This window comes from Phenylobacterium sp. (assembly GCF_004799515.1).
Taxonomy (GTDB): Bacteria; Pseudomonadota; Alphaproteobacteria; order Caulobacterales; family Caulobacteraceae; genus Phenylobacterium.
This window is the reverse complement of the sequence record NZ_SSMX01000003.1, coordinates 78,986-104,929: the sequence shown is the minus strand read 5'-3', so window position 1 is coordinate 104,929 and position 25,944 is coordinate 78,986. Positions and strand designations below refer to the sequence as shown.

Genomic DNA, 25,944 nt, shown 5'->3' with positions numbered 1-25,944 from the left:
GCCGAAGCTTCAGCATGCAGTATCGCCCCCGGGGCGCGGGGCCGCCAACCGGTGGTTACGCCCATGTCTGGGGTGGCGCGGTCTTGAGCGGAAGCCGTCAACCGTCCGCGGTGCAGCAGCGGCGCGCCTGGCGCTTCGCCAACTGTGTGTTCGACGAGGGCCGCTGGCGCCTGACGGTCGACGACCGGCCGGTCGACCTGGAGATCAAGCCGCTGGAGCTCCTGCTGGAGTTTCTGAGGCGCCCCGGGGAAGTGCTCACCAAGGACGAGTTGCTCGAGGCGGTCTGGCCGGAGACCACGGTCGTCGAGGGCTCGCTGACCACGGCGATCTTCAAGCTGCGCAAGGCGCTGGGTCCGGACGGCGGCGACCTGATCGCGACCGTCGCCCGGATCGGCTATCGCTTGAACTGCACAGTCACCGCGATGGAGACCGCCGGCCCGCGCCGCACCCTCGACTTCGAGGCCGGACAGGCCGTTCCCGGCCGGCCGCAGTGGCGGCTGGCGCGGCGGCTTGGGACCTCCCAGGCAGCGGAGGTGTGGCTCGGTGAGCATCCCAAGACCGGTGAGCTGCGAGTCTTCAAGTTCGCCGCCGAACCGGCCTTCCTTCGGGGGTTGAAGCGCGAGGCGGCGCTCTCGCGCCTGCTGGCCGCGACGCTAGGAGATCGGCCTGACCTCGCGCCGGTGCTCGAGTGGAACTTCGAGAACCCGCCCTTCTTCCTCGAGGCCGCCTACCGCGGCGAGGACCTGCTGGCCTGGAGCGCCGCGCAGGGCGGGCTCGCCCACACGCCGCTCGCCGTCCGCCTGGATATCGCGGCCCAGGTGGCCGAGACCATGGCCGCCGCCCACGGCCTGGGGGTGCTGCACCGCGACCTGAAGCCGGGCAATGTCGTGCTGGCGCGGGCCGGCGACGGTTGGCGCGCGGCGGTGGTGGATTTCGGCAGCGCCGAGCTTCTGGACCCCGAACGGCTCGCATCGTTCGCCATCACCAACGCCGGGTTCGGCGAGGCCGAGACGCAGGGCGACAGCCTCGGCGGCACGGCCCTCTACCTGGCGCCGGAGCGCCACGCCGGCGCCCCCGCCAGCATCGCCAGCGATATCTTCGCGCTCGGGGTCCTGCTCTACCAGCTGGTGGTCGGCGACTTCTCGCGCCCGCTGGCGGCGGGATGGGAGCGCGAGATCGAAGACCCGCTGCTGCGCGAGGACATCGCCGCGGCCGCCGCCAGCAGCCCCGAGCACCGGATCGCCAGCGCCGCCGAACTGTCGGCGCGGCTGCGCAGCCTGGAGGCCCGGCGGCAGGCGCGGGCGCTGCGCGAGGCGGAGGCCGCGGAACAGGCGGCGCTCGCGGCCGAGGTGATGAAGACCCGGGCGCGGCGGCCCTGGGTGGCGCTGGCCGTCGTCGCCATGGCCGCCGGCGCCGCGGTGAGCAGCCTCCTCTATCTGGAGGCGCGCCGCGACCGCGACGTGGCCCAGCAGGTCAGCGGCTTCCTGGCCAACGACCTGCTGGCGCGGTCGAGCCCGTTCAAGAGCGGCAAGGCCGACGAAAGCCTGGTCGCCGCGGTCAAGGACGCCGCCCCGGCGATCGACCGCCGCTTCGCCCATGAGCCGGCGGTGGCGGCCCAGCTGCACCAGACCATAGCCCGGGCGCTGGACCGGCGCAGCGACTGGCCCGACGCCCGCACGGAATACCGGCGGGCCGGCGAGCTGTGGACGGCCGCCGCCGGGCCGAACGCGACGGCGACCCGCATCGTGCGCCTGCAGTCTGCCATGATGGAGGCGCGGTCCTACGAGGCCGGCAGCCTGCCGCGCGCCAGGGCGATCCTCGCCGAACAGGCCCCCGCCATCGGGGCGATGACGCCCGCGCCCCCGGCGCTGGTCGTCTGGCTGGCCTCGGCGCGCGGTATGACGGCCCTGGTCGCGGACGACGCCAAGACCGCGGCCGAGCAGTTCGGCCGCGCCTCGACGGTCGCCGACGCGCACCCGGAGCTCTTCGACCTCGGCGAGCGCCTGACGTTCCTGCAGCGGGTGGCCTTCGCCCACATCCGGCTGGGGGACGGCGCCGGCGCGGCGGCGATGTTCGGGCGCCTGGCCGCGGGCTATGGCCGGCTTGAGGGCCCCGATGGTCCCGACGTGCTGATGGTGCGCATGAACCTCGTCCAGGCGCTGATGATCCAGGCGCGGCACGCCGAGGCGGTGGACGAGGCGAACCGCCTCTATCCAAAGCTGCTGGCCGCCCTGGGGCCGGACCATGAGATGACCTTGCAGTTGCTCTCCACGCGCGGGCAGTCCGAAGGCGCGCTGGAGCGCTGGGATGCGGCCATCGCCGACACCGGCCTTGTCCATCAGATGGCGGTGCGCAAGCAGGGCGAGGGTTCGTTCTTTGCGATCGCCTCGGCGGCGGACGGCGGGACCGCCAAATGCCGCTCGGGGCGCCGCGCCGAGGCGCTGAACGACCTCGCCGCAGCCTGGCGCCAAGCCCACATCGCCTTCCCCGGCTCGGCGCTGCAGGACGCCCTCGCCTTCGCCTGGGGCGCCTGCCTGATCGACGACGGCCAGGTCGAGGCGGGCGCCGCCCGTCTGGCGGGCATCGACCGCAAGGGCGTGGCCCAGCTCACCGGCGATCCGGATTGGGGCGCGAACCTCGACCTGGCCAACGCCCAGATCGCCGTCGCCCGTGGGGACAAGGCCGCCGCCCGCCAGGCGCTGGACGCCGCGGCGCCGGCCTTCTCCAAGCCGACCGCCGAGGCCTACCAGGTGCGCGCCTATCGCCTCCTGCGGGAAAAACTCGCCTCGTAGGGCGCTTTCCGGCCCCTCGCGGCCGGGCTTTAGAACTCCTTGAGATCGGCGTGAGGACGCCTGGCCAAGCCGGCGCCTAGGTCGGTGGGCTGCGCGGCGTTGGGCCGCCCGGTTTGAGCCGGCGGGCTTGACCTCCCGCCGGCGGGCATTGGGGTGACGTCATGAGTAGAATCCTTTTGGCGGCGGCGAGCGCCGCTGCGATCGCCTGCACCGCAGGCGCCGCTCAGGCCGATACGATCGGCAGCGACCTCGGCGTGTTCGACGCCTCGATCGAGGCTTTCGAACCGCTCGGCCAGACGTTTATCGCCGTCGACCCGAACCTGATCTCGATCGGTTTCGCTTACAGCGACATCAATCCGGACCTGTCTAACGACCCGATCACGCTCAGCCTCTACGCCGGCGGGGCAGGCCTCGGCCCGGGCGGCGTCGAAGGGACCCTGATCGCCTCACGCACCTTCACCCTGCCCGCGGTGCTGCCCGGCGTCGGCGCGCCGCCGGCGTTCATCGACACCGACTTCAGCGGCGTGAGCCTGACCGTGGGCGACGTCTATATCGCGGCCCTCACCACCACGAGCTTCAAGGTCGCCGTCGTCTACGGGGCGGACGGTTACGATGGAGGGACCACGATCAACAACCTCAGCGGCTGCGGCACAGGCTGCGACCTGGACTTCCGCGTCGTGGGCAGCGACGGCGCCGCCGCTCCGGCCGGCGTCCCGGAGCCTGCGAGCTGGGCCTTGATGCTGACCGGCGTCATGGGTCTTGGGGCGAGCCTGCGGGCGCGCCGCCGTCTTTCCCTGGTGTCCTAAAGCCTTCGATCCTCCGCCGCACGGGCGTGGTCCAGCGCCCGTGCCGGCGATCGGGGGGCGCCCCGCCGCGGTCGGCGGGGCTCTTCCGGTCTCGCCCTATTCCGGCGCCTGGACGGGGCTTGCGAAACGGTAGCCTTCGCCGCGCACAGTCTCGATGAAGTCGCGGCCGCCGGCGCGGGTGAAGCGGGCGCGCAGGCGCGCGATACGCACGTCCAGCACGCGAGGGTCATGCGCGCGGTCGGAGGACGACCACAGGCTCTCCAGCGTCTCGCGGCTCAGCACATGCTGCGGCTGGGCGAGGAAGCCACGCAGCAGGGCGAATTCGCCGGGCGGCAGGACGATGGGCTCGCCGTCCGGGGCGCTGAGCTCGCGGCGGGCCGGGTCGAGCCGCCAGCCGCCGAACGCCCAGCCCGGCCGCGCCGCCAGCGCGGGTTGCGGCCTGAGCCGCAGCACCGCCCGCACCCGGGCCAGCAATTCGCGCGGGCTGAAGGGCGCCGCCAGACAGTCCGCGGCGCCGGCCTCGAGGGCCTGAATGCGCTCCTCGGGGTCCGAGGCGCTGGAGACGACGAGGACGCACGGCGCGGCCCCGGCGCCAACCGACCGCTGGCAGAGATCGAGGGTCTGGGGTGTGAGCCGAGGCGTCTGGACGATGACCAGGTCAACGGGGGCCAGGTCGATGGGCCGCGCCGCCGCGTCCCGCCGCTCGACGGCGTAGCCCTGCCATTCCAGATAGTCGGCCAACCCTGCGCCCGCGCCGCCGCCGCCGACCCATTCGATCCTGGCCGCCTGCGCCATAACGGTCGCCCCCATAACGGTCGCCCCTTCGCCTAACTTTCGACAGCTCATAACGCGCAAACGCCGCTCCCGATCACCCGGAGGTCGCAGCTTTTTGCGCGCCGCGCGGGTGTCAGTCCGCCTGGTCGCCGTAGATCTTCATCAGCCGATAGAGGTAGTCGCGGCTGTCGTAGAGCACCTTGACCCGGATGCGCTCGTTCAGGCCGTGGACGCCGTCGCCGTCCGGATCGCCGAAGTCGCCGCTGATGCCATAGGTCGGGATGCCCACCGGCGTCAGGAAGGCGCCGTCCGTGGCGCCGGCCGACATCTCGCGCACCTGCGGCACGCCCGGCCACATCTCGGCGGCCAGCTTCTCGGCTGGGCCCAGCACCTTGGGATCGAGCGGCGGCGGCGGGGACGGCAGGTTGCGGGTCTCGCGGATCGAGACCTTGACCTTCGGATCGCCAATCACCTGCTCCAGGGTCGCCTGCACCTGCGCGGCGCTGGTCCCGGGGAAGATCCGGCAGTTGACGTTGGCTCGGGCCCGCTGCGGCAGGGCGTTGGTGGCGTGGCCGGCGTCCAGCATGGTCGCCACGCAGTTGGTGTGCAGGATGGCGTTGTTGTCCGGGTCGCGTTCCAGCAGCGTGCGGGCCGTCTCGTCCTTGGGATCCTTCAGGAGGGCGGCGATGGCGGCGCGCTCGTCGGCCGGACGGGTCGGCGCCATGCGGGTGTAGAAGTCGCGGGTGGTGTCGGTGAACATCACCGGGAAGCGGTAGCCTTCGATCCGCACCAGCGCGTTGGCCAGGTGATAAATCGCGTTGTCCGGCACCGGCCGCGAGGAGTGGCCGCCGGGGTTGGTCACCTCCAGCGTGTAGTTCTGCGACAGCTTCTCGCCGACCTGGATGCCCTGGAACACCGGCTTGCCGTTGGCGTCCAGGAGGCCGCCGCCGCCCTCGTTGACCGCGAAGGCCGCGTCGATCAGGTCGCGCTTATTGGTCGCCAGGTACTGGGCGCCGTTGAACGCGCCGTTGGTCTCCTCGCCGCAGGTCAGCGCCATCTTCAGCGTGCGGCGCGGTTGGTAGCCCTCACGCTTGAACCGCGACAGGGTGTCGACCCAGATGGCGGCCATGGCTTTGTCGTCCGCCGCGCCGCGGGCGTAGAAGTTGCCGTTCTCCTCGACGAGGGTGAACGGGTCGCGCGTCCAGTCCTCGCGCTTGGCCTCGACCACGTCGAGGTGGGCCAGCATCAGCACCGCCTTGGCCTTCGGATCCTTGCCCGGATAGACCACCACCAGGCCGCCCTCCTTCGGATGGTCCGGCGCGGCGAAGGGGTGGATGTCGGCGTCGGGGATGCCGGCGGCCTTCAGGCGCGCGGCCATGCGCTCGGCGGCGAGCGTGCAGCTGCCGGCCGAGAGCGTGGTGTTGGTCTCCACCAGCTCCTTGTAGAGCGCCCGGAACTCGGCCTGGTCCGGCCGCGGGGCCTGGGGCTGAGCCTGGGTCAGGGCCGGGCCCGCGAGGCCCGCCAGCAGCGCGGCCGTGGCCGCCAAGGTCTTGAACATCGTTGATCCCCCGAGACTCGCGGCGGAGCTTAGGGGGACCTACGGGACTGGCAAGCCTTGCGGCCGCTGGCGTGCGCGCAGCGCCTCGGCGACGATGGGCGCGAGCCCCCTGGCGATGATCGCCTCGCCGGCCGCATTAGGATGCACGCCGTCCGGCTGGCGCAGGTCCGGGCCGACGCCGGCGAAGAGGTCCGGATAGAAGGCGAGCTGATTGGCCTCCGCCACCCCGCGCTGCGGTTCGCCCCGCTCGGCCGCGCCCAGGCCCGCAAGCACGACAGTGACCCCACGGGCCTTCAGCTGGCCCACGATGGCGTCGAGGTTCTCGCGGGTCAGGTTGGCCGGGAACCCCAGCCGCCGGTCGTTGCCCCCGAACTCCACCACGCAGACGGCGGTGTCCTTGCGCACCGCCCCGTTCATCCGCCCCCGCCCGCCGGCCGAGGTGTCCCCCGGCACGCCGGCGTTGCGCACGACCGCGGCGACGCCAAGCCGGGCCAGCTCCGCCTGCAACTGGCTCGCGAGCCCGTCGGCGGGGGCCAGACCGTAGCCGGCGGCGATGGAATCCCCGAACAGGGTGACGACCGGCGCGGGCTCGGCCGCAGCGGCGGGGCCGGCGGCCGCGGCGGCCAGCGTCATCCGTAGAAGCGTTCGCCGCGAAGGGTCGGGCATCGAAACTCTTGGAGCGGCCGGGGGGAATCGAACCCCCGACATTCAGCTTGGGAAGCTGACGTTCTACCTCTGAACTACGGCCGCGTCTCAAAGAGGCGGCTTCCTTAGCCGGTCTGCCGTCCGCTCTCAAGCCGGCCGCGCAGGCGTCAGCGGCTGACCGGGCCGCCGGCCGCGGCCGGATAGGAGCAATCCACATAGCGCCCGCGACCGTGGCAGCGGCCGTCGCGCATCCGCGTCGCGGCGGTGACGATCACGAAGGCCGCCAGGACGACGAGGACGACCACGCCCATAAGCTGCTGCCGGCCCAACTCGCGCCCTCCGCGCCGTGACGGTTCGAATGATGGCGCGTCCGCGCGCGGCCCTCAAGCCGGCTGGGGGCGCTGTCAGCCCTGCTGGATTGCGGCATCGCGCACGGGTCCGCTAAGACTCGAACTTCGAACAACCGTTTGAAGGATCGCCCCTTGTCCCAATCGCATGCGCCGCTTTTCGAGCCGCTCAGCCTGGCGCACGGGCCGGCGCTGAAGAACCGCTTCGTCCTGGCGCCGCTCACCAACCTGCAGAGCCACGCCGACGGGACCCTGTCGGACGACGAGTTCCACTGGCTGACCATGCGGGCCAGGGGCGGCTTCGCGCTGACCATGACCTGCGCGGCCAATGTGCAGCGGATCGGCCAGGGCTTCCCCGGCCAGCTTGGCGTCTGGAGCGACCACCAGCTTCCGGGCCTTACCCGGCTTGCGGGCCAGATCCGCGCGTACGGCAGCCTCGCGGTGGCGCAGCTGCATCATGCCGGTATGCGCAGTCCCAAGGAGCACATCGGCGAGGCGCCGGTCTGCCCCTCTGACAACGAAGAGACCGGCGCGCGCGGGCTTTCGCTATCGGAGGTCGAGCAACTGCGGGACGACTTCATCGCCGCGGCGGTGCGCTGCGCCAAGGCCGGGTTCGAGGGCGTCGAGCTGCACGGGGCGCACGGCTACATCCTGGCGCAGTTCCTCTCGCCTGAGATCAACCTGCGCGCCGACCGCTATGGCGGCAGCCTGGAGAACCGTGCGCGGATCGTCCACGAGATCATCGACGGCGTGCGCGCCGGGACCGCGTCCGACTTCAGCCTGGGCCTGCGCCTGTCGCCGGAACGGTTCGGCCTGAAGCTGGCCGAGATCGTCGAGGTGGCGAAGGGCGTCCTGGCCGACGGCAAGATCGACTACCTCGACCTGTCGCTGTGGGACTACGCCAAGCAACCGGTCGAGGAGGAATTCCAGGGCCGCAGCCTGATGAGCTATTTCGCCGAGCTGCCGCGCGGGGACGTGCGCGTCGGCTGCGCGGGCAAGGTGATGACCGCGGCGGACGCCCAGGCCTGCCTGGACCAGGGCATGGACTATGTGCTGCTGGGCCGCGCGGCGATCCTGCACCATGACTATCCGGCCAAGCTGGCCGCCGATCCCGCCTTCACCCCGGTGAAGGTCCCGGTGAGTCCAGACTACCTGCGCGCCGAGGGCCTGGGCCCGACCTTCGTCAAGTACATGCAGACCTGGAAGGGCTTCGTCGAGGAACGCGAGGCCGAGCCGGCGTAGGGGCCTGAAGAACCTCCCCCGCCTGCGGGAGAGGTGTCGCCAAAGGTGACGGAGGGGGCGTTGGGGCCGTGCGCCGACCTCTGTGCGCCGGCAGCGCCCCCTCCACCACTTCGTGGTCCCCCTCCGCCCGCAAGCGGGGGAGGTTTTCGGGTCGAGCGTTGACGCGAGACCTGTGGGGCCGCACGCTGGGCCCAATTTCAAGGAGGCTCCCATGGCCGACGGCGAGATGCTGCAGGACCGCGCGAAGTTCCATTCGATGACCGAGGGCACGGCCGAGGATTGGGCCGCCATCGGACGCGCCGCGGCGCCGCACCGGGGCGAGCTGACCAACCGGCTGCTCGCCCACCTGAAGCTGCTGGACAACGATCACGGCGGCTTCGCGGTCGACCGGTTGGAGCATTCGCTGCAGACCGCCACGCGCGCCTTCAAGGACGGCCGCGACGAGGAATATGTGGTCTGCGCCCTGCTGCACGACGTAGGCGATATCCTGCTGCCGGCCAGCCACGCCGAGCTGGGCGCGGCGATCCTCAAGCCCTACGTCTCCGACGCCAACCACTGGATGCTGGAGAAGCACGGGGTTTTCCAGGGTTACTACTTCTTCCACTACATCGGCCTCGACCGCGACCTGCGCGAGCAGTTCCGAGGCCATCCGCACTTCGAGTACTGCGCCCAGTTCTGCCATCTCTACGATCAGAACAGCTTCGACCCGGCCTATGAGTCCATGCCGCTGGAGGCCTTCGAGCCGATGATCCGGCGGGTGACCGCCGCGCCCAAGCAGTCGATCTACAAGCGGGATTGAGGCCTTAGTTGCTCCCTTTCGGGGAGCGGACTGAGGGGGTCCTCCGCGAATGGAGCGGACCCCCTCCGGCCTCTCAGGCCACCTCCCCAAAGGGCGAGGAATTACCCCTCGAAGATCGCCTCGATCGGCATCTCGAACAGCTTGGCGATCTTGAACGCCAGCGGCAGCGAGGGATCGTACTTGCCGGTCTCGATGGCGTTGACGCTCTGGCGCGAGACGTCAAGGCGGTCGGCGAGGTCGGCCTGGCTCCAGTCGCGTTCGGCGCGCAGCACCTTCAGCCGGTTCTTCATCACCGGTACCTCAGGGCGACGGCGATGGAAGCCAGGGTCTGGGCGACCACGAACATGGTGGCCACATGGTAGAGCGGCACGTGCGGCGCGCCCGCGAAGGCCTCCAGGAAGCCCCAGACGATGCAGGCCGACAGCACCAGGCCGAGCGCGATCAGCAGCGTCAGGATCGCCTGCCAGCGGCGGAACTCGTCGGTTTCCTCGTAGACGTAGCGGCCGAACAGCCAGACCACCACGATCAGCGGCGCGGCCGGGGCGAGCGCGGCGAGGTACTTCACAGGCCCGGTCGGCGGGTGGGTCTGGAAGAGCCACATCACGGCGGACAGGGTCGCGGCGTAGACCACAAGCGTGGGCCAGACGCGTTGCTGGTGGCGCTTCATGGCGGGCGACCACTGGGCGCCGCGGCGGCGGGCGGGTGTGGCGGGGGACATGTCCGAACTCATCGCCGAGCCCCCCACCAGATGGCCCAGGCGATCAGGAAGCCCGCCGCCGCGCCGACGGCCACCAGGCCGCCGCCGACGATCAGGGCGCCGCCCAGGCTGAGAACGACGTGGCGCACCGAGGGATAGACCCCCGGCAGGCTCATCGCCGCGTCGGCCAGCCAACCGGCCGCCATGCCGAAGGAGCCGCCCCAGAGCCAGGCGCTCTTCTGGGCTTCCTGCGCCGCCTCGTCGAGCCGCCGCCAATAAAGCAGAAGCGCCCAAGTGACGGCCGCGATCCAGCCCACTCCAATCACGGGCCAGACCAGCACCGGCGGCCTGTAGTCGGTGAAGCGCACCGTGAGAGAAAAGAGGATCAACACGCCGGCCAGCGCACTGAGCCCGAGTAGCGGCGTGAGCCGCGAACGCATACTGGTCATGCAAGCCTCCTTGTCTGAATGACAAGGAAACATGACACAGAGGATGTGTCAAGGATACACGACAAAAAGTCGATCCTCCTTTGCTACACGCCGAGAGAGCCGTCCCTAATCGCCCCAGATCCGGAAGTGCTTCGATAGCTTCAGGCCCTGGCGCTGGTAGTGCGACCCGAGGTCGCCGTAGAGCCGCGCGGGCCGCTCGGTCAGGGGCTCATAGACCAGCCGCGCCACGGTCTGGCCGTCCTCCAGGATGAACGGCGTCTCGTGGCTGCGGACCTCCAGCACCCCGCGCGAGCCCTTGCCGTGCGCCTCGTCCGTGCCGAAGCCGGGATCGAAGAAGCCGGCGTAGTGCACGCGGAACTCGCCCACCGAGGGGTCGATGGGGGTCATCTCGGCGGCCTCCATCACCGGGATCTCCACCGCGCCCTTGGAGGCCAGGATGTAGAACTCGCCGGGGTCGAGCAGCAGCTGGCCGTTGCGGGGGCGTAAGGGCTCCCAGAAATCGCGCGGGTCGTGGCCGTCCTCCTTGTCGAGGTCGACGACGCCGGCGTGGCGGCGGCCACGGAAGCCGGCGATCTCGCCGGTCAGGTCGACGCCGACGCTTTCGATCCGCAGGCGCGGCGGCTGGCCGGACTTCAGGCGCAGCTGGTTCAGCCGCGTGCCGGGGCGCACCAGGACGGAGAAGGTCTGCGGCGCGATCTCCAGATAGAGCGGCCCGTCGTAGTGCTCGTCCACGTCGTCGAAGGCGTTCCCACGGTCGGTGAGCAGGCGCACGAAGACGTCGACCCGGCCGGTGGAGCTCTTCGGATTGGCCCGCGCCGACAGGCCCGCCGGCAGCTTCAGCCGCTCCTGCAGTTCGGCGATGTAGACGCAGCCGCGCTCCAGCACCGCCCCGCGGGTCAGGTCGACCTCGTGCATGGCGACCTCGGCGATCCGCTCGCGCACCGTGTGGCGGCCGGGCAGGAAGGAGGCGCGCACCCGCCAGGCGCGGTCGGCCAGGCGCAGGTCGAGGCTCGCCGGCTGCACCTGGTCGGCGTCGAACGGCGTCGTCGCGGAGATCGCACCCTGGGCGATCAGGGCGTCGATGGCTTGCGAGGGCAGGATGCCCGGGCGTTGGGTCTCGCTCATGGGCGGCTGAGACTTAACGGAGACGGCAGCGGTTGCAAGCCGCTAGGGCGTCAACGCGCGGACGCGCGCGGCCAGCGCCTCGGACGTCCCGGCCGCGGGATGGGTTTCCAGATAGTCGCGCCAGGCGTGGGTCAGCGGCCCCGCCGCCTTGTGCAGCGGCCCGATCCCGTCGCCGCCGGCCCGCAGGTCGGCGTTCACCGCCTGCACGGTCCCGGGATGGGCGCGCTCGATGAAGTCCAGCAGGCCGCCGGTCACCTGATAGCCGTCCCAGGGACCGGAGCGGGCGCCGTCATAGCCCCGCCCCGGATCCTGCGGCAGCAGGACGTAGTAGCGCAGGTAGTCGGCGATCCCTTCGGTCAGGAAGCTGGGCGCGAACGGCGGATAGGCCTGGGCCACGTGGACCATCTCGTGCGCCACCATGCCCAGCCGGTCAGGGTTGCCCACCATCGACAGGACGTAGGCGGCGTCGACGATGATGCGGTCCCCGCGGGTGGCGGCGGGGATGGTCTTCGGCGTGATGCTGTTGAGGTCGAGGATGATCCGGTCGGTGGGCGTGAAACCGGGCGAGGCCAGGGCCGCGGTGATCCGGGGCCACCAGCCGGCGGCCGCCGCCTGCAGCCGGCCCAGCCAGGCCCCGAGGGCGGCGCGCTCCGCGCCGGTGAGCTCCACATGCCACTGGACCTCGAACAGGCCGTCCGGCCCGGCCCGGCCCACCGCGGGCGTGGCGGCCATCGCCCCAAGGGCGGCGAGCAGGTGGCGACGATTCAGGACGGCGTGGCGCATGCCGAAGGTCTCGCCGGGTTCAGGCTTGGCTGCAAGATAGACTGGCCCGGCTTGCAGGAAAGCGCGCCTTGACGGGGCGCCTCGGCTGCCGTTCTTGCGCCCTCTGTTCGAGAAGGAGCCGCGCCATGGCCGAAGATCCGCACGATTGGGAAACCGAGACCCGTCTGGTGCGCGGCGGCATGGCGCGCTCGCCCTACGGCGAGATCTCCGAGGCGCTGTTCCTGACCCAGAGCTTCGCCTACGACAGCGCCGAGGCGGCCAACGCCCGGTTCGCGGGCGACGAGCCGGGCTTCATCTACCAGCGCTTCGGCAACCCCACGACGCAGATGTTCGAGGACCGCCTGGCCTTGCTGGAGGGCGCGGCGACCTGTCGGGCGACCGCGTCCGGCATGGCGGCGATCCACGTGGCGCTGACCGGACTGCTGCGCGCCGGCGATCACCTGGTGGCGGGCCGCGCGCTCTTCGGCTCCTGCCGCTGGATCGTCTCGGAGTGGCTGCCGCGTTTCGGGGTCGAGACCACCTACGTCGACGCCACCGACCTGGAGGCCTGGAAGGCGGCCGTGCGGCCCAACACCAAGGCCTTCCTGGTGGAGAGCCCGGCCAACCCGTTGCTGGAGGTCACCGCCATCGGCGCCGTGGCCGAGATCGCCCATGCGGCCGGCGCCAAGCTGGTGGTCGACAACGTCTTCGCCACCCCGATCTTCCAGAAGCCCCTGGCCCTGGGCGCCGACCTGGTCGTCTATTCGGCCACCAAGCACATCGACGGCCAGGGCCGGGTGCTGGGCGGGGCGATCCTGGGGGCCGAACCCCTGATGACGGAGGCCTATAAGGACATCCTGCGCCACACCGGCCCGGCCCTTTCACCGTTCAACGCCTGGGTGTTGCTGAAAGGGCTGGAGACCCTGGATCTGCGGGTGCGGCGGCAGAGCGAGAACGCCGCCAAGGCCGCCGACGTCATCGCCGCCCACGCCAAGACCCGGCGGACCATCTATTGCGGCCGGCCGGACCATCCGCAGGCCGCGATCATCGCCAACCAGATGACCGGCGGCGGCAATGTGGTGGCCTTCGACCTGGGCTCCCGCGAGGCGGCGTTCCGCTTCCTGAACGCCCTGCAGATCGTCGACATCTCCAACAACCTGGGCGACGCCAAGTCCATGGCCACGCACCCGTGCACGACCACCCACCGCTCCATGCCGGAGGCCGAGCGGCTGGAGATCGGCCTGACCGAAGGCTGGGTGCGGATGAGCGTCGGGCTGGAGGGCCCGGGCGACCTGTCGCGCGACATCAGCCGGGCGCTGGACGCGGCCTGAGCCCTGGTGTTCCCTGACTCCTGAGCAGCGGGTTCGGGGACAGGACGATCATGAAGGCGACGGTGCTGGCCCTGGCCGTTTCGACGGCGCTGGGCGCGATGGCTTTTGCCCCAGCACGGGCCGAGCCGCCTCTGCTCAGCGTCTGTGAGGGCAAGGTCAAGGCGCCCGCGTGCGACGCCATCCGCGGCGACCGGGCCACCGGCTGGGGCGCCCAGAGCCGCGCTGAGGTGATGGGCCAGCACGGCATGGTGACCACCAGCCAGCCGCTGGCGGCGCAAGCCGGCCTGCAGGTGCTGAAGGCCGGCGGCAACGCGGTGGACGCCGCCGTCGCCACCGCCGCGGTGCTGAGCGTGGTCGAGCCGATGAACGTCGGCGTCGGCGGCGACCTCTTCGCCATCGTCTACGTGGCCAAAGAGCACAAGCTCTACGCCCTGAACGCCAGCGGCATGGCGCCCACCGGCGCGACGCCGGAGCATTTCGCCGAGCTCGGCTACCACGCCGACCCGAAGAACTGGGGCACGGGCTCGGGCATGCCGCAGGGCGGCATCCTGCCGGTCACCGTGCCGGGAACCGTCTGGGGCTGGGACGCGATCCTGAAGCGGTTCGGCACCAAGGGCTTCAAGGATCTGCTGGAGCCGGCGGCGATGTACGCGGAGGAAGGCTTCCCGGTCAGCGAGCGGATCGCGGCGGACTGGCGCCTGCCGCCCGCCCTGCCGACGGTGAAATGCTGCCGCGACCTCGACCCGGACTCGGTGGCGACCTGGTACCCGGCCGGCAAGCCGCCCGTCCCGGGCCAGGTGTTCAGGAACCCCGACCTCGCCAAGACCCTGCGCCTGCTGCAGGCCAAGGGCGCGGACGCCTTCTACAGGGGCGAGATCGCCAAGGCGGTGGTGGCCAAGTCCAACGCGGCGGGCGGGACCATGACGCTGGAGGACCTGGCCGCCTACAAGGGCGAATGGGTCGAGCCGGTGCGCACGACCTATCACGGCCACGAGGTCTATGAGCTGCCGCCGCCGTCGCAGGACTGGGCGGCGCTGGAGATGGTCAATGTGCTGGAGCAGTGCATGCCCGTCTGGGCGCCTGGCCAGACGCTGGCCAGCCTGGGCCCGCGCAACCCGCTCTACTGGCACCTCATGGTGGAGGCCAAGAAGCTGGCCTATGCCGACCTCATCGCCTTCAACGCCGACCCGGACTTCGTGAAGATCCCGATGGACCGGCTGCTCTCCAAGACCCACGCCAAAGAGCTGTGCGGCAAGGTCGATCCGCGGCGCGCGTCCTCGCCCGGTCCCGTGGCGGACGTCGACGGCGCCGGCGACACCATCGTGCTCTCCACCGCCGACGCGCAGGGCAACATGGTGGCCTGGGTGAACTCCAACTTCTCCGGCTTCGGCTCGGGCCTGACCGTTCCGGGCTACGGCTTCGTGCTGCACAACCGCGGCGGCCTGTTCAGCCTCGACCGCAAATCGCCCAACGTCATCGCCCCGCACAAGCGGCCCTACAACACGCTGGCCGCCGGCTTCGTCATGGACGGCGACCAGCCGCTGATGAGCCTGCTCCTGATGGGCGGCGACATGCAGGCCCAGGGCCACGCCCAAGCGCTGGTGAACCTCTTCGACCTGGGGGCCAATGTGCAGATGGCCACCGACATGGCCCGCTTCCGCCACAGCCAGGTGCCCAACACGCTCACCCTAGAGCCGACCTTGTTCGACGCCGTTGGGGCGCGGCTGGCGGCGATGGGCCACCATCTGACGCCGCCGTCGAGCGGCGGGGTCGGCGGCTTCCAGGCGATCCTCGTGCAGCCCGGTCCGCCGCTCAAAGCCGGCGGACCGCCGACCCGCGTCTACCGGGCCGGCTCCGACCACCGCAAGGACGGCCAGGCCGTCGCCTGGTGACGACCGCCCGATATTGAAGGGAGTAGCTCATGCGCTTCGACGCCACCCGCGCGCTCATCGTCTATTCGGGCGTGCTGACCGCCGCCTTCGCCTGGATCCTGCTGACCGGCGCCGGCAAGGGCGACGGCGCCTTCGACACCCTCACCGTCCATCGCCTGAACCTGACGGAAAACGACGGGACGGTGCGGATGGTGCTGGCCTCGCGTGACCACTTCCCGGGCATCCTCTGGCATGGCCAGGAGCACAGGCGGCCGGACCGCAACGACGCGGCGGGCTTCATCTTCCTAAATGACGAGGGCACGGAGAACGGCGGCCTGATCTTCGGCGGGAAGTCCGAAGGCGGGAAAATCACAAACTTCGGCCACCTGAGCTTCGACCAGTACGAACAGGATCAGGTGGTCAATCTGGAACAGGGCGAGGAGGCCGGGCGGCGCTACGGCGGCCTGTCGGTCAATGACTATCCGGCGACGCCGCTCGACCCGGACCTGCCGGTGAAGCTGTCGAAGATGACGCCGCAGGCGCGCGAGGCGGCGCTGGGGGCGATGCGCAGCTCCGGCGCCGGAGGCCAGCCTCGGGCCTTCTTCGGCAAGTCGTCCGACCGCGACGCCCTTCTGGCCCTGCGCGACGCCGACGGCCGAGTACGGCTGCGGATGCGGGTGACCGCGGCGGGCGAGGCGTCCATCGAATTCCTCGACGCCCAGGGCAAGGTGATCCGCGCCGAGCACGCCACCTAGGCCTTATTCGCCGCCCTGCCCTGTGCCATCATGGCGGCCATGAGCACGCTCCGCACCGCCCTGTTGGGCCTGATCGCCGCAAGCGCCCTGATGGCCGTGAACGCCCTGGCGGCGCCGGCGCCCAAGGCGGTCAAGGACCCCGCGCCGCCGGCGATGATCGACGACAAGTCGGTGGCCGCCTGGGTCGGCCAGAACCTGAAGGGCGAGGGCTGGGTGCTGGTCAACTACGACGCCGAGGGCGTGCGGTTGGCGACCCCGGAAGGCGTGGCCCTGATGTCCGACGGCCTGGTGGAGACCGACATCCGCCACGAGCTGTTCACCCCGATCACCCTGCAGACCGGCGTGGCCCGCTCGGGCCTGGCCCACTGGGCGGTGGATTGCGACAAGCGGCAGTTCGCGGTGCTGTCCAGTGTCGCCTATGCGCACAACAACCTGAGCGGGCCGATCGTGAACAGCCGCCAGGGCGACCGCCGGCTCTTCCAAGCGCCCGTGGCGTCGGAGAACGACACCCTGGACGCGGTGTGCCAGGCGATCCGCACCGGCAAGCGGCTGGAAGGCAAACCCCTGAAGGGCGGCAAGGTCTCTTAAAGACCGTCGCGCCCGAAAAAAGTTTCCGCAACGGTAACCATACCTTGACCGTCACGAACTGTACTCCCGTGGCGTGCGCGTGAGGTGCGGCGCCTGGGAGGACCCACGTGCGCTCATCATCGCGTCTCCGGACGGCCGAACCTGGCCAGGGCTTCGTCCATGCGCTGGCCCTAGAGGCCGAAGCGGCCGCCCGCGACCCGCAGGAGACCGCCGAGGTCACCGATCTCACCCGCCATGGCCTGAAGCGCTTCCAAGCCGGCGACTACGCCCAAGCCTCGCGGATCTTCACCGCCCTGGTCGGCGCCTCGCCGGGCCGAGCGCTGTCCTGGAACCACCACGCCCTGGCGCTGATCGCGCTGGAGCGGCGCGAGGAGGCCGCCGAGGCGCTCAGCCGATCGCTGGAGATCGACCCCGCCCAGGCCGAGGCCTGGGAAAGCCTGGCCAGCATCCTGATGCCCCTGGCCCGCCACGCGGAGGCCGAGGCCGCCGCCCGCGCGGTGCTGGCGCTCGACAGTCGCCGCAGCAGCGCCTGGCAGGTGATCGCCATGGCGCGCACCGCCGCCAACGACTTTATCGCCGCCGCCAACGCCTTCGCCGAGGCGATCGCTATCGAGGGGCCAAGCGCCGGCCTCTGCGCCAACCTGGGGGTCTCGCTGCTCAAGTGCGGGCGGTTCGGGGAGGCCGCCGTGGCCCTGGCGTCGGCCCTCGATCTGGAGCCCGGCTCGGCGCCGATCGCCGAGGCCAAACGGCTCGCCGACCTGATCCTGGCCGCCCGCGCCGGAACGGTGGAGGGTGACGGGCCCGACAGCCTCTTCAAGACCGCCATCCTGCTGCTCGACGCGGCGGGTGAGCGCGCCGTGGCCGCCCGGGTCGCCGGGCATTGGGCGGAGCTTCGCCCCGACGACATGGAGGCGCGGCACCTGCGCGACGCCCTGCTGGCCCGGCCCCTCGACCGTCAGCCGCCTGAGCTGGTGGCCAGGAGCTTCGACACCCTGGCCGAGACCTTCGACGAGCACCTGACCGAGCGGCTGGGCTATGACGGCCCGGCGCGGCTGGGGGCCCTGTTGGCGGCGTGCGGCGCGGCGGACGGCGGGCGGGACGTGCTGGACCTCGGCTGCGGCACCGGCCTCTGCTCGGGCGTCCTGCGGCCCTATGCGCGGAGCCTCGTGGGCGTCGACCTCTCCGGCGGCATGCTGGCCAAGGCGCGCGAGCGCGGCCGCTACGACGCTCTCGAACAGGCCGACCTGACAGAGGCCCTGGCCGGCGACACTGGGCGCTGGGACCTGATCGTGGCCTTCGACACCTTCCCGTATCTGGGCGACCTGGCTCCCGCCTTCGCCGGCGTGGCGGCGGCGTTGAAGCCAGGCGGCTGGTTCGCCTTCTCCACCGAAGATGCCGAGGGCGACGGCTATGTGCTGCGCGGCAACGGCCGCTTCGCGCACGGACCGGACTATGTGGCCGCGCTCGCTGCGGGGCGCTTCGAGATCGTCACCCGGGCCACCGACATGCTGCGCCGCGAGGCCGGCCGGGCCGTGGCTGGGGGCTATTACCTGCTGCGCGCCCTGCCCTAGCTTTCGGGCTAGGCCGGCGCTGTTTCCAGGGCTTCCGGGGCCACGGCGTAGGTCTTCGAGCAGTACTCGCAGGTGACGCGGATCTGGCCGTCCGGCTCGACCATATCCGCCCGCTCGGCGGCGTCGAACGAGCGCAGCACGGTCTCGATCCGCTCCTGCGAGCAGCGGCAGAAGGCCCGCAGCGGCTGGGAGCCGAACACGCGCACGCCGTCCTCGTGGAACAGGCGGAACAGCAGGTGCTGCGACGACAGCTCCGGATCGGTCAGCTCATCCTCGCCCACCGTCTCGAAGAAGGCCTGGGTGCGGATCCAGGCCTCGGTGGTCGAGCCGCGCACGTCGTCCTCGGCCACTGACTGGATCAGCATGCCGCCGGCCCGCCACAGGCCGCCGTCGCGCTTGTCGGCCTGGGCGACCGCCAGGCGCACGCGGGTGGGCGTCTGCTCGGATTGGGCGAAGTACTGCTCCGCGCAGAGCGCCAGGGTCTCGCCCTCGATGGCTGTGACGCCCTGATAGCGGTCCATGTCCGGGCCCTGGTCGACGGTCATCATGAAATGGCCCTGGCCCAGAAGCGACCTGGCGCCCGGCCGCAGGAACCCCTTCGCCGCCTGCGCCACCGCTTCGGCGTCGAAGCCGCAGTAACCGCGCAGGCCGCCGGAGGTGTCGTAGTCGGCGACCACGAAGCGCACCGGCCCGTCGCCGCGCGCCTCGACGATCAGCCGGCCGTCGAACTTCAGGTTGGAGCCCACCAGGGCGGCCAGCGCGCAGGCTTCGCCCAGCAGGTTGGCGACGGCCTCGGGATAGTCGTGCTGGCGCAGGATCTCATCGATCGCCGGGCCCAGGCGCGCCAGGCGCCCACGCACCGGCTCGCCCTCGATCTGGAAGGCGGTGACGGCGTCATCGGGGATGGGAGCGGAGGAGGGCATCGCGGCCATATAGGAATGACTCCGAGGTTTGCGAGCGCAGCAAGTTGCTCCCCGCTGGGGGAGCTGTCAGCGAAGCTGACTGAGGGGGTCCTCAACGATCGCGGGCGACCCCCTCCGGCGCTTCGCGCCACCTCCCCCGAAGGAGAGGAATTCTCAGATCGCCCCGAAGCACCAGGCGAGGATCGACTTCTGGGCGTGCAGGCGGTTCTCGGCCTCGTCCCAGATCAGGCTCTTCGGCCCATCGATCACTTCGTCGGTGACCTCCTCGCCGCGGTGGGCGGGCAGGCAGTGCAGGAAGACCGCGTCGCCCTTGGCCAGGTCCATGAGCTGCTCGTCCACCTGATAGGGCTCCAGCGCGTCCAGCCGCTCGTCATGGTCGGTGTCGCCCATGGAGACCCAGGTATCGGTGATCACCACGTCGGCGCCCTGCACCGCCTCGCGCGGGTCGTCGCCAGCGTGCACCATGCCCTGCTCCTGCGCCGCACGGGCCAGGTCGTGCAGGTCGGGGTGGTAGATGGCCGGCGAAGCGATGTTCAGGCGGAAGCCCAGCTTCGGCGCGGCATGGATGAAGCTGGCGCAGACGTTGTTGCCGTCGCCGACGTAGGCCAGGGTCTTGCCCGCCACGGGGCCGCGGTGCTCCTCGATGGTCAGGAGGTCGGCCAGGATCTGGCAGGGATGGCTCCTGTCCGACAGGCCGTTGATCACCGGGATGGTGGACGAGAGCGCCAGGCGCTCGACGTCCTGGTGGTTGTTGGCGCGGATCATCACCGCATCGACCATGCGCGACAGCACCCGCGCCGTGTCCTCGATCGGCTCGCCGCGGCCGAGCTGCATGTCGACGGCGTTTGAGATGATCACGTCGCCGCCCAGCTGGCGCATGGCCGCGTCGAAGGAGAAGCGGGTGCGCGTGGAGTTCTTCTCGAAGATCATCGCCAGCACCCGGCCCTCGGCGACCGCGTCGGCGTCCGGGCGGCCCTTGGGCCAGCCCAGGCGCGCGGCCTTGCGGCGCTTGGCGTCCTCCAGGATGGCGCGCAGGTCCGACCCGTCCAGCTTCCAGAGGTCGAGGAAGTGACGCACCGGCGCGCTCACGCGGCGTTCGTTCCGGCTGGAGACTGGGCCTTCGCCCGGGCCCGCTCGCAGGCGCGCTCCAGCTTGGCCATGGCCTCGCTGGCCTCCTCGACGGTCAGCACCAGGGGCGGCAGCAGGCGCACGCAGTTGTCGCCGCCGCCGGCGATCAATAGGCGTTCGTCGCGGGCGTGCTGCATGAACTCGCGGTTGGGCGTGGCGAGCTTGACGCCGATCAAGAGGCCCCGACCGCGGATGTCGACCACCACGTCGGGGAAGCGTTCCTTCAATCCCTCGAGCTGCTGGGTGAAGTAGCCGGCGATCTCGCGCACATGGGCCTGGAGTTCCGGCTTCACAAGCTCCTCCACCGAGGCCAGGCCGACGGCCATGGCCAGCGGGTTGCCGCCGTAGGTCGAGCCGTGCGAGCCCACGGTCATGCCGCGGCCGGCCTCGGCCGTCGCCAGGCACGCGCCCACCGGGAAGCCGCCGCCCAGGGCCTTGGCCACCGCCATGATGTCGGGCGCGGCGTCCGTGGCCCACTCGTAGGCGAAGAGCTTGCCGGTGCGCCCGAGGCCGCACTGGATCTCGTCGTAGATCAGGAGGATCCCGGTCTCGTCGCAGAGCTTGCGGATGGCGGTGAGCTGGGCGTCGGTCCAGGCTCGCGCGCCGCCCTCGCCCTGCACCGGCTCCAGCAGCACCGCCGCGGTGGTCGGGCCGATGGCCGCCTTGATCGCGTCGATGTCGCCGAACGGCAGGTGGACGAAACCGGGCAGCGGCGGGCCGAAGCCCTCCAGGTAGTGCTCATTGCCCGAGGCGTTCACCGCCGCGATGCTGCGGCCGTGGAAGGAGCCGTCGAAGCCGATGATGTCGACCCGCTCCGGCTGGCCCGTGGCCCAGTGATACTTGCGCGCGGTCTTGATGGCGCACTCGATGGCCTCGGTCCCGGAATTGCCGAAGAACACCTCGTCGGCGAAGGTCGCGTCGGTCAGCGCCTTGGCGAGCTTCTCCTGGTTCGGGATCGTGAAGATGTTGGAGGTGTGCCAGAGCTTCTCGGCCTGGGCCTTCAGGACGCCCACCAGCTTGGGGTTGGCGTGGCCGAGCGCATTGACCGCGATGCCGGCCATGCAGTCGAGATAGGCCTCGCCCTCGGTGGTGTAGAGACGCGCGCCCTCGCCTCGCTCGAACGCCAGCGGCGCGCGGCTGTAGACCGCCATGATGTGGTCGCTGGGAACGGGGGCGGCGGTCGTCTCGGTCACCGGAGGAGCCCTCCAAAACAGAAGCATCCCCGCCGCGTTGCGACGGGGACGGGAAGGCTTGGCGTTCTCGTCTTCCAGGCCCTGGAAGTCAACGACAAGCCTGTGACGCTGAGCCTAGGTCTTGATCTTGTAGCCGACCTGGAACATCCGCAGGCAGCCCAGGCCGAGGCCGATCGTCAGGACCGCGGTCATGGCCACGCCCACCGCCAGCGAGCCCTCGGCCCGACCGATGAAGCCGTAACGGAAGCCGTCGATCAGATAGAAGAACGGGTTGAACTTGGAGAAGGTGCGGAACGGCTCGGGCAACCGCTCGATCAGGTAGAAGGTGCCCGACAGGAAGGTCATCGGCATGATGACGAAGTTGGTCACCGCGGCCATGTGGTCGAACTTCTCCGCCCACAGGCCCGCCATGATGCCGATGAAGCCCATGATCAGGGCCGCGCCCAGGCCGAAGTAGAGGATCGCCCAGGGCTGGGCCACGGACAGATGGGCGAAGGGCACGATCGCCACCAGACTGACGGCGCCGACGAACAGCCCGCGGGTCGCCGCTCCGGCGCCGAAGCCGGCCAGCAGCTCGAAGGGCGACAGCGGCGGGGTGATGAAGTCTCCCATCAGGCCATTGAACTTGGCCTGCAGCAGGGACGATGACGAGTTGGCGAAGGCGTTCGACAGGACCTGCATCAGGATCAGGCCCGGCGCCACGAAGGCGCCGTAGGCCACGCCGTTGACGCTGCGCCCGCCGCCCACCGCGACCACGAACACCAGCATGTAGAGCAGGGCCGTGACCACAGGGGCGGCCAGGGTCTGGGTGCCCACCTTGATGAAGCGGCGCACCTCGCGGACGTAGAGGGTCTTCAGCCCCTCCCAGTTGACACCCGGATAGTCGCGCGGCTGCGGCGGCAGGACGGCCTCGTCCCTATGCGAGATCACGGAAGCCGCGAGGCCGGTCGCCACATCGTTCATGCCCCTCATGTGCGCCGCCTCGGCCCTGGCTTCAAGAGCGCGCGTCGCCCCGCCCGGAACCGCGGCCAAACTGCGTCCGGCTGACGCAACATCTAGTTCCTGTGGATGAAGAGCGTGGCGCCTATTGTGGCCCTTAAGGACTTGTTTACTACTGGTGGTGGTTGGTGAGCAGCGGAACTGCTGGGCGCCACAAGATATTGAATCGGGAGCGCGCAGGGGGCGCCCCGGACCATTGGCGGGAGGCGAACATGGGCTGGACGGACGAACGCGTCGAACTCCTCAAGAAGCTCTGGCAGGACGGCCTTTCGGCCAGCCAGATCGCCAAGCAGCTGGGTGGGGTGACCCGCAACGCGGTGATCGGCAAGGTGCACCGGCTGGGCCTGTCGGGCCGCGCGGCGCCGTCGAAGCCCGCGCGCACGGTCTTCAAGGCGCCCCGGCCGGCGCGGCCGGTCTCGGCCTCGCCTTCGGCGCCGCGCCGGATCGCCGAGCCGGTGGCCCACACGCCGCACCCGGCGCCGGTCCGCTACGTCGAGGAGGCGCCCGGCACGGCGACCGTGCTCACCCTCGGCGCGCATATGTGCAAGTGGCCGATCGGCGACCCGTCTCTGGACAACTTCACCTTCTGCGGCCGGCGCGCCGGCGAGGGCCCCTATTGCGAGGAGCACAGCCAGGTCGCCTACCAGCCAGCCCAGGCCAAGAAGCGCTCCGGCGCCGCCGAGCTCGCCAGGAGCCTGCGCCGCTACATTTAGTTCATCAGAATCCGCCAAGGGAGGCGGCTCACCAATCCGTTGGGGATGGGGACGCGCTCGGCCCGCGGCGGTTTTTCCGCCAGCAGGGCCGGGCGCGTCCTTTTCCTTTAGCGGCGCCCTCACGCAGCCGTTGGGTTTGAACGCGGCGCTCGCTACCTTCCGCGCATGAGTGACGTCCCGCCGGAGACTTCGGCCCCCCAGGAAGACGGCAACGCCAAGCCCTATTCGGTGTCGGAGCTGGCGTTTGCGCTGAAACGCACGCTGGAGGACGCCTACGGGTTCGTGCGCCTGCGCGGCGAGATCTCCAAGGTCACCCATCACTCCAACGGCCACGTCTACCTGACGCTGAAGGACGAGCGCGCGGCTATCGACGGGGTGGTCTGGAAAGGCCAGGTGCGCGGCCTTGGCACCCGGCCCGAGCAGGGGCTGGAGGTGATCGTCACCGGCAAGATCACCGCCTATCCGGCCGGGTCGCGCTACCAGATCGTCATTGAGACCATGGAGGCCGCGGGCGTCGGGGCCCTGCTGGCCCAGCTGGAACGGCTGAAGGCGCGGCTGGCCGGCGAGGGCCTGTTCGCCGCTGAACGCAAACAGCCCCTGCCCGCCATGCCGGCCGTCGTCGGGGTGATCACCAGCCCGACCGGGGCGGTGATCCGCGACATCCTGCACCGCATCCGCGACCGCTGGCCCTGCCGGGTGATCGTCTGGCCGGTGGTGGTGCAGGGCGAGGCCGCCGCCGCCCAGGTCTGCGCGGCGATCCGGGGCTTCGACGCCCTCGACGGGACGGGCGCGATCCCGCGGCCCGACGTCCTGATCGTGGCGCGCGGCGGCGGCTCGGTGGAGGACCTCTGGGCGTTCAACGACGAGGCGCTGGCCCGCACCGTGGCGGCGTGCACGATCCCGCTGATCAGCGCCGTGGGCCACGAGACCGACACCACCTTGATCGACTTCGTCTCCGACCGCCGCGCGCCCACGCCCACCGCCGCCGGCGAGATGGCGACGCCGGTGCTGGCGGAGCTGAAGGCCCTGGTCGGCGATCTTTCGGCGCGGATGCACCGCTGCGGCGGGCGCGCCGTGGAGGACCGGCGCGGACGGGTGGCGGCGGCCGAGCGGGCGCTGAAGCGCGTGCCCGACCTGGTGCGCCTGGCCGAGCAGCGCTTCGACATCGTCTCCGGCCGCCTGGCCGCGGGCCTGGCCAGGAACGCCGCCGTCCATGAACGCGACCTGGTGCGGGCTTCGGCCCGGCTTTCCCCGCTCCTGCTGCAACGGCCGCAGGCGGTGCAGCGCCAACGGCTGGAGGGTGTCGCCGCGCGGCTGGAGCCCGGCGTGCGGCGGGGCCTGGAGCGGGCGACGGAGCGGCTGGGCGCGCTCGCCAAGCTCTACGCCTCCGTCGATCCCGACCGGCCTTTGCAGCGCGGCTTCGCCCGGGTGACCCGGGCCGACGGATCCATCGTCCACGCGGGCGCGGCGCTCGCCAGCGGCGAGGCCGTGGCGATCAAGTTCGGCGACCAGGTGACCCGCCAGGCGGTGATCGAGGGCGCGGCGGCGGAAACGCCCGCCCCGCACGCCGTCGCGCCAAAGCCCGCCAAGCCCAGGCCGAAGGCCGCGCCCTCCGCCCAGGGCGATCTCTTCTGAGCGCTCCCCTTCTCTGGAGGCCCCTGTCAGGATCGCGGCCGGCGCGCTAAATAGATGGCCATGAACGCTCAAGACCGCGACTTCACCGGCGCCGACCTTGCCCGCCTGCACTATGGCGACGGCGATTTCGCCGTGCTGAAGCCGGGCCGCTACGTGGTCTGCGCAGTGAGCGGCAAGAAGGTCCCCCTGGAGCAGCTGCGCTACTGGAGCGCCGAGCTGCAGGAGGCCTATGCCGGCCCCGCCGAGGCCCTGCAGCGCTGGCGCGAACGCCACCCAGGCTAGGCGGCGGCCTTCATCGGCTTGCGGTAGGTCTCGTTCGGCCAGCGCCGATGCACCCAGAACCACTCCGCCGGCCGTTCCAGGACGCGCTGTTCCATGAAGGCGTTGATGCGGCGCACGGCGGTCTCGATGTCGGCGTCGCGGTCGCCGGTGTCGGTGAGCTCGATCGGCTCGTGCATCACCACCCGGAAGCGGGCCTTGTGCGTGCGCTGCACGCTGATCGGCTGGATCGGGATGCCGAAATGCAGGGCGTAGGTCGAGGGGCCCGGCGCGGTGCGGGCCATCCGGCCGAAGAAGGGCGCGGCGATCCCGCCGTTGAACTTCTGGTCATTGAGGAGCGCGATGGACTCGCCGCGGCCGATCGCCCGGAACAGCTCCCGCGCGCCGGCGGTGCCCTTGGGCGCGAAGAGCTTGACGCCATACTGGCGGCGTTTCTCGACGATCCGCCGGTCCATGTAGGGGTTGTTCAGCGCCCGGTAGGTGATTTGGCTCGGCAGGCCCGAGCGCATGATCGCCACCGCCATCATGTCGAAGTTGGAGAAGTGGCCGCTGATCAATACGGCCGGCTGATGCGCCTCAGCCAGCCGCGTCAGGCGCTCCATTCCGACCACCTCGACGCGGTCCGGATCGGCGGCGATCCGGTCGGCCATGGGGAACTCGGCGATCCAACGACCGAGCTCCTCCCACTGGGCGCGCAGCAGAGCGGCGACCTCGGACTCTGTGGCGTTTGGAAACACAATCCGCAGATTGGTTTCCGCCACGCGTTGCTTACTGGTTAACGGGCCGATCGTCCGGAACAGCCATCCGCCGAAGTCCGAAACCGCATCGATTGGAAACAGCCGGGCCAAAAAATGAGCAAAATCATATAGCGAAGCTTCGATTTGCCACAGCCAAGCCTGTCGTTTGGGAGACCGAGATTCTGTCATGCATCTTTACTAAGGCTGGCTTCGTAACCTTAGCAA

General features: G+C 70.7%; 26 protein-coding genes and 1 tRNA gene. 12 read left to right on the top strand and 15 right to left on the bottom strand.

Annotation, left to right across the window (positions count from 1 at the left end):
* Positions 1-83: 83 nt before the first annotated feature.
* Entirely contained in the window at positions 84-2,792 is a 2,709-nt protein-coding gene (locus E8A49_RS01270) for a winged helix-turn-helix domain-containing protein (RefSeq protein ID WP_293375517.1), read from the top strand.
* Between the two features lie 161 nt (positions 2,793-2,953).
* On the top strand, positions 2,954-3,598 hold the full coding sequence (locus E8A49_RS01265; protein WP_293375515.1) for a PEP-CTERM sorting domain-containing protein: 645 nt from the start codon (positions 2,954-2,956) through the stop codon (positions 3,596-3,598).
* A gap of 96 nt (positions 3,599-3,694) precedes the next feature.
* Here E8A49_RS01265 and E8A49_RS01260 read toward each other — a convergent pair whose 3' ends face one another.
* The 5 genes from E8A49_RS01260 to E8A49_RS01240 form a co-directional block, all read right to left on the bottom strand.
* Positions 3,695-4,408 carry a response regulator transcription factor gene (locus E8A49_RS01260; RefSeq protein WP_293375513.1) on the bottom strand — a complete coding sequence of 238 codons (714 nt, stop codon included), beginning with the start codon at positions 4,406-4,408 and terminating at the stop codon, positions 3,695-3,697.
* A 97-nt stretch (positions 4,409-4,505) separates the two neighbouring features.
* On the bottom strand, positions 4,506-5,930 hold the full coding sequence (locus E8A49_RS01255) for a M20/M25/M40 family metallo-hydrolase (protein ID WP_293375511.1): 1,425 nt from the start codon (positions 5,928-5,930) through the stop codon (positions 4,506-4,508).
* 39 nt (positions 5,931-5,969) lie between these two features.
* Positions 5,970-6,563, bottom strand: coding sequence for a GDSL-type esterase/lipase family protein (locus E8A49_RS01250; RefSeq protein ID WP_293375509.1), 594 nt, complete (start codon positions 6,561-6,563; stop codon positions 5,970-5,972).
* A gap of 42 nt (positions 6,564-6,605) precedes the next feature.
* A tRNA-Gly gene (locus tag E8A49_RS01245) sits at positions 6,606-6,680 on the bottom strand.
* 62 nt (positions 6,681-6,742) lie between these two features.
* The gene (locus E8A49_RS01240; RefSeq protein WP_293375507.1) at positions 6,743-6,904 is read right to left on the bottom strand and encodes a hypothetical protein; all 162 of its coding nucleotides are present in this window, start codon (positions 6,902-6,904) and stop codon (positions 6,743-6,745) included.
* A gap of 153 nt (positions 6,905-7,057) precedes the next feature.
* On the opposite strand from E8A49_RS01240, the gene E8A49_RS01235 reads away from it, so the two are divergent.
* Together E8A49_RS01235 and E8A49_RS01230 are read left to right on the top strand one after the other, a co-directional pair.
* Positions 7,058-8,164 (top strand): NADH:flavin oxidoreductase, encoded by a 1,107-nt coding sequence (locus E8A49_RS01235; RefSeq protein WP_293375505.1) that lies wholly within the window; start codon positions 7,058-7,060, stop codon positions 8,162-8,164.
* A gap of 211 nt (positions 8,165-8,375) precedes the next feature.
* Positions 8,376-8,963: an HD domain-containing protein gene (locus E8A49_RS01230; protein WP_293375503.1), complete on the top strand. Its 588-nt coding sequence runs from the start codon at positions 8,376-8,378 to the stop codon at positions 8,961-8,963.
* 101 nt (positions 8,964-9,064) lie between these two features.
* On the opposite strand, the gene E8A49_RS01225 is transcribed toward E8A49_RS01230, so the two are convergent.
* The 5 genes from E8A49_RS01225 to E8A49_RS01205 form a co-directional block, all read right to left on the bottom strand.
* The gene (locus tag E8A49_RS01225) at positions 9,065-9,253 is read right to left on the bottom strand and encodes a helix-turn-helix transcriptional regulator (protein WP_293375501.1); all 189 of its coding nucleotides are present in this window, start codon (positions 9,251-9,253) and stop codon (positions 9,065-9,067) included.
* The gene (locus tag E8A49_RS01220) at positions 9,253-9,681 is read right to left on the bottom strand and encodes a hypothetical protein (protein ID WP_293375499.1); all 429 of its coding nucleotides are present in this window, start codon (positions 9,679-9,681) and stop codon (positions 9,253-9,255) included. The genes E8A49_RS01225 and E8A49_RS01220 overlap by 1 nt, the downstream gene beginning before the upstream one ends.
* An 8-nt stretch (positions 9,682-9,689) precedes the next feature.
* Positions 9,690-10,109, bottom strand: a complete 420-nt coding sequence (locus E8A49_RS01215; protein ID WP_293375497.1) for a hypothetical protein — start codon at positions 10,107-10,109, stop codon at positions 9,690-9,692.
* 105 nt (positions 10,110-10,214) lie between these two features.
* Complete coding sequence (locus tag E8A49_RS01210) at positions 10,215-11,234, bottom strand: 2'-deoxycytidine 5'-triphosphate deaminase (RefSeq protein ID WP_293375495.1); 1,020 nt, start codon at positions 11,232-11,234, stop codon at positions 10,215-10,217.
* A gap of 42 nt (positions 11,235-11,276) precedes the next feature.
* Entirely contained in the window at positions 11,277-12,017 is a 741-nt protein-coding gene (locus tag E8A49_RS01205; RefSeq protein WP_293375493.1) for a basic secretory protein-like protein, read from the bottom strand.
* 125 nt (positions 12,018-12,142) lie between these two features.
* On the opposite strand from E8A49_RS01205, the gene metZ reads away from it, so the two are divergent.
* From metZ to E8A49_RS01180, 5 genes are all read left to right on the top strand, one after another.
* A complete protein-coding gene (gene metZ / locus E8A49_RS01200; protein ID WP_293375491.1) occupies positions 12,143-13,327 on the top strand; it encodes an O-succinylhomoserine sulfhydrylase in 1,185 nt (394 codons plus the stop codon).
* A gap of 50 nt (positions 13,328-13,377) precedes the next feature.
* Entirely contained in the window at positions 13,378-15,219 is a 1,842-nt protein-coding gene (locus E8A49_RS01195; RefSeq protein WP_293375490.1) for a gamma-glutamyltransferase family protein, read from the top strand.
* A gap of 29 nt (positions 15,220-15,248) precedes the next feature.
* Positions 15,249-15,953, top strand: a complete 705-nt coding sequence (locus E8A49_RS01190; RefSeq protein WP_293375488.1) for a hypothetical protein — start codon at positions 15,249-15,251, stop codon at positions 15,951-15,953.
* A gap of 39 nt (positions 15,954-15,992) precedes the next feature.
* Positions 15,993-16,541 (top strand): surface-adhesin E family protein, encoded by a 549-nt coding sequence (locus E8A49_RS01185; RefSeq protein WP_293375487.1) that lies wholly within the window; start codon positions 15,993-15,995, stop codon positions 16,539-16,541.
* A 107-nt stretch (positions 16,542-16,648) separates the two neighbouring features.
* On the top strand, positions 16,649-18,112 hold the full coding sequence (locus tag E8A49_RS01180; protein ID WP_293375486.1) for a methyltransferase domain-containing protein: 1,464 nt from the start codon (positions 16,649-16,651) through the stop codon (positions 18,110-18,112).
* Between the two features lie 8 nt (positions 18,113-18,120).
* On the opposite strand, the gene E8A49_RS01175 is transcribed toward E8A49_RS01180, so the two are convergent.
* The 4 genes from E8A49_RS01175 to E8A49_RS01160 all read right to left on the bottom strand — a co-directional run bounded on the left by E8A49_RS01175 (position 18,121) and on the right by E8A49_RS01160 (position 22,319).
* Positions 18,121-19,044 (bottom strand): Hsp33 family molecular chaperone, encoded by a 924-nt coding sequence (locus E8A49_RS01175; protein ID WP_293375485.1) that lies wholly within the window; start codon positions 19,042-19,044, stop codon positions 18,121-18,123.
* Between the two features lie 144 nt (positions 19,045-19,188).
* Positions 19,189-20,124, bottom strand: coding sequence for an ornithine carbamoyltransferase (argF, locus tag E8A49_RS01170; protein WP_293375483.1), 936 nt, complete (start codon positions 20,122-20,124; stop codon positions 19,189-19,191).
* Positions 20,121-21,314, bottom strand: a complete 1,194-nt coding sequence (locus E8A49_RS01165) for an aspartate aminotransferase family protein (protein ID WP_293375793.1) — start codon at positions 21,312-21,314, stop codon at positions 20,121-20,123. Before E8A49_RS01165 ends, argF begins: the two co-directional genes overlap by 4 nt.
* Before the next feature lie 156 nt (positions 21,315-21,470).
* Positions 21,471-22,319 carry an ABC transporter permease gene (locus E8A49_RS01160; protein WP_293375791.1) on the bottom strand — a complete coding sequence of 283 codons (849 nt, stop codon included), beginning with the start codon at positions 22,317-22,319 and terminating at the stop codon, positions 21,471-21,473.
* Between the two features lie 248 nt (positions 22,320-22,567).
* Here E8A49_RS01160 and E8A49_RS01155 point away from each other — a divergent pair, with 248 nt between their 5' ends.
* From E8A49_RS01155 to E8A49_RS01145, 3 genes are all read left to right on the top strand, one after another.
* The gene (locus tag E8A49_RS01155) at positions 22,568-23,068 is read left to right on the top strand and encodes a GcrA family cell cycle regulator (RefSeq protein WP_293375481.1); all 501 of its coding nucleotides are present in this window, start codon (positions 22,568-22,570) and stop codon (positions 23,066-23,068) included.
* 165 nt (positions 23,069-23,233) lie between these two features.
* The gene (xseA, locus tag E8A49_RS01150; RefSeq protein ID WP_293375479.1) at positions 23,234-24,703 is read left to right on the top strand and encodes an exodeoxyribonuclease VII large subunit; all 1,470 of its coding nucleotides are present in this window, start codon (positions 23,234-23,236) and stop codon (positions 24,701-24,703) included.
* Positions 24,704-24,763: 60 nt separating this feature from the next.
* Positions 24,764-24,985, top strand: coding sequence for a DUF2093 domain-containing protein (locus tag E8A49_RS01145; protein ID WP_293375477.1), 222 nt, complete (start codon positions 24,764-24,766; stop codon positions 24,983-24,985).
* Here E8A49_RS01145 and E8A49_RS01140 read toward each other — a convergent pair.
* Positions 24,982-25,908, bottom strand: a complete 927-nt coding sequence (locus E8A49_RS01140) for a lysophospholipid acyltransferase family protein (protein WP_293375475.1) — start codon at positions 25,906-25,908, stop codon at positions 24,982-24,984. The two genes, E8A49_RS01145 and E8A49_RS01140, sit on opposite strands and share 4 nt — an antisense overlap.
* Positions 25,909-25,944 lie beyond the last annotated feature (36 nt).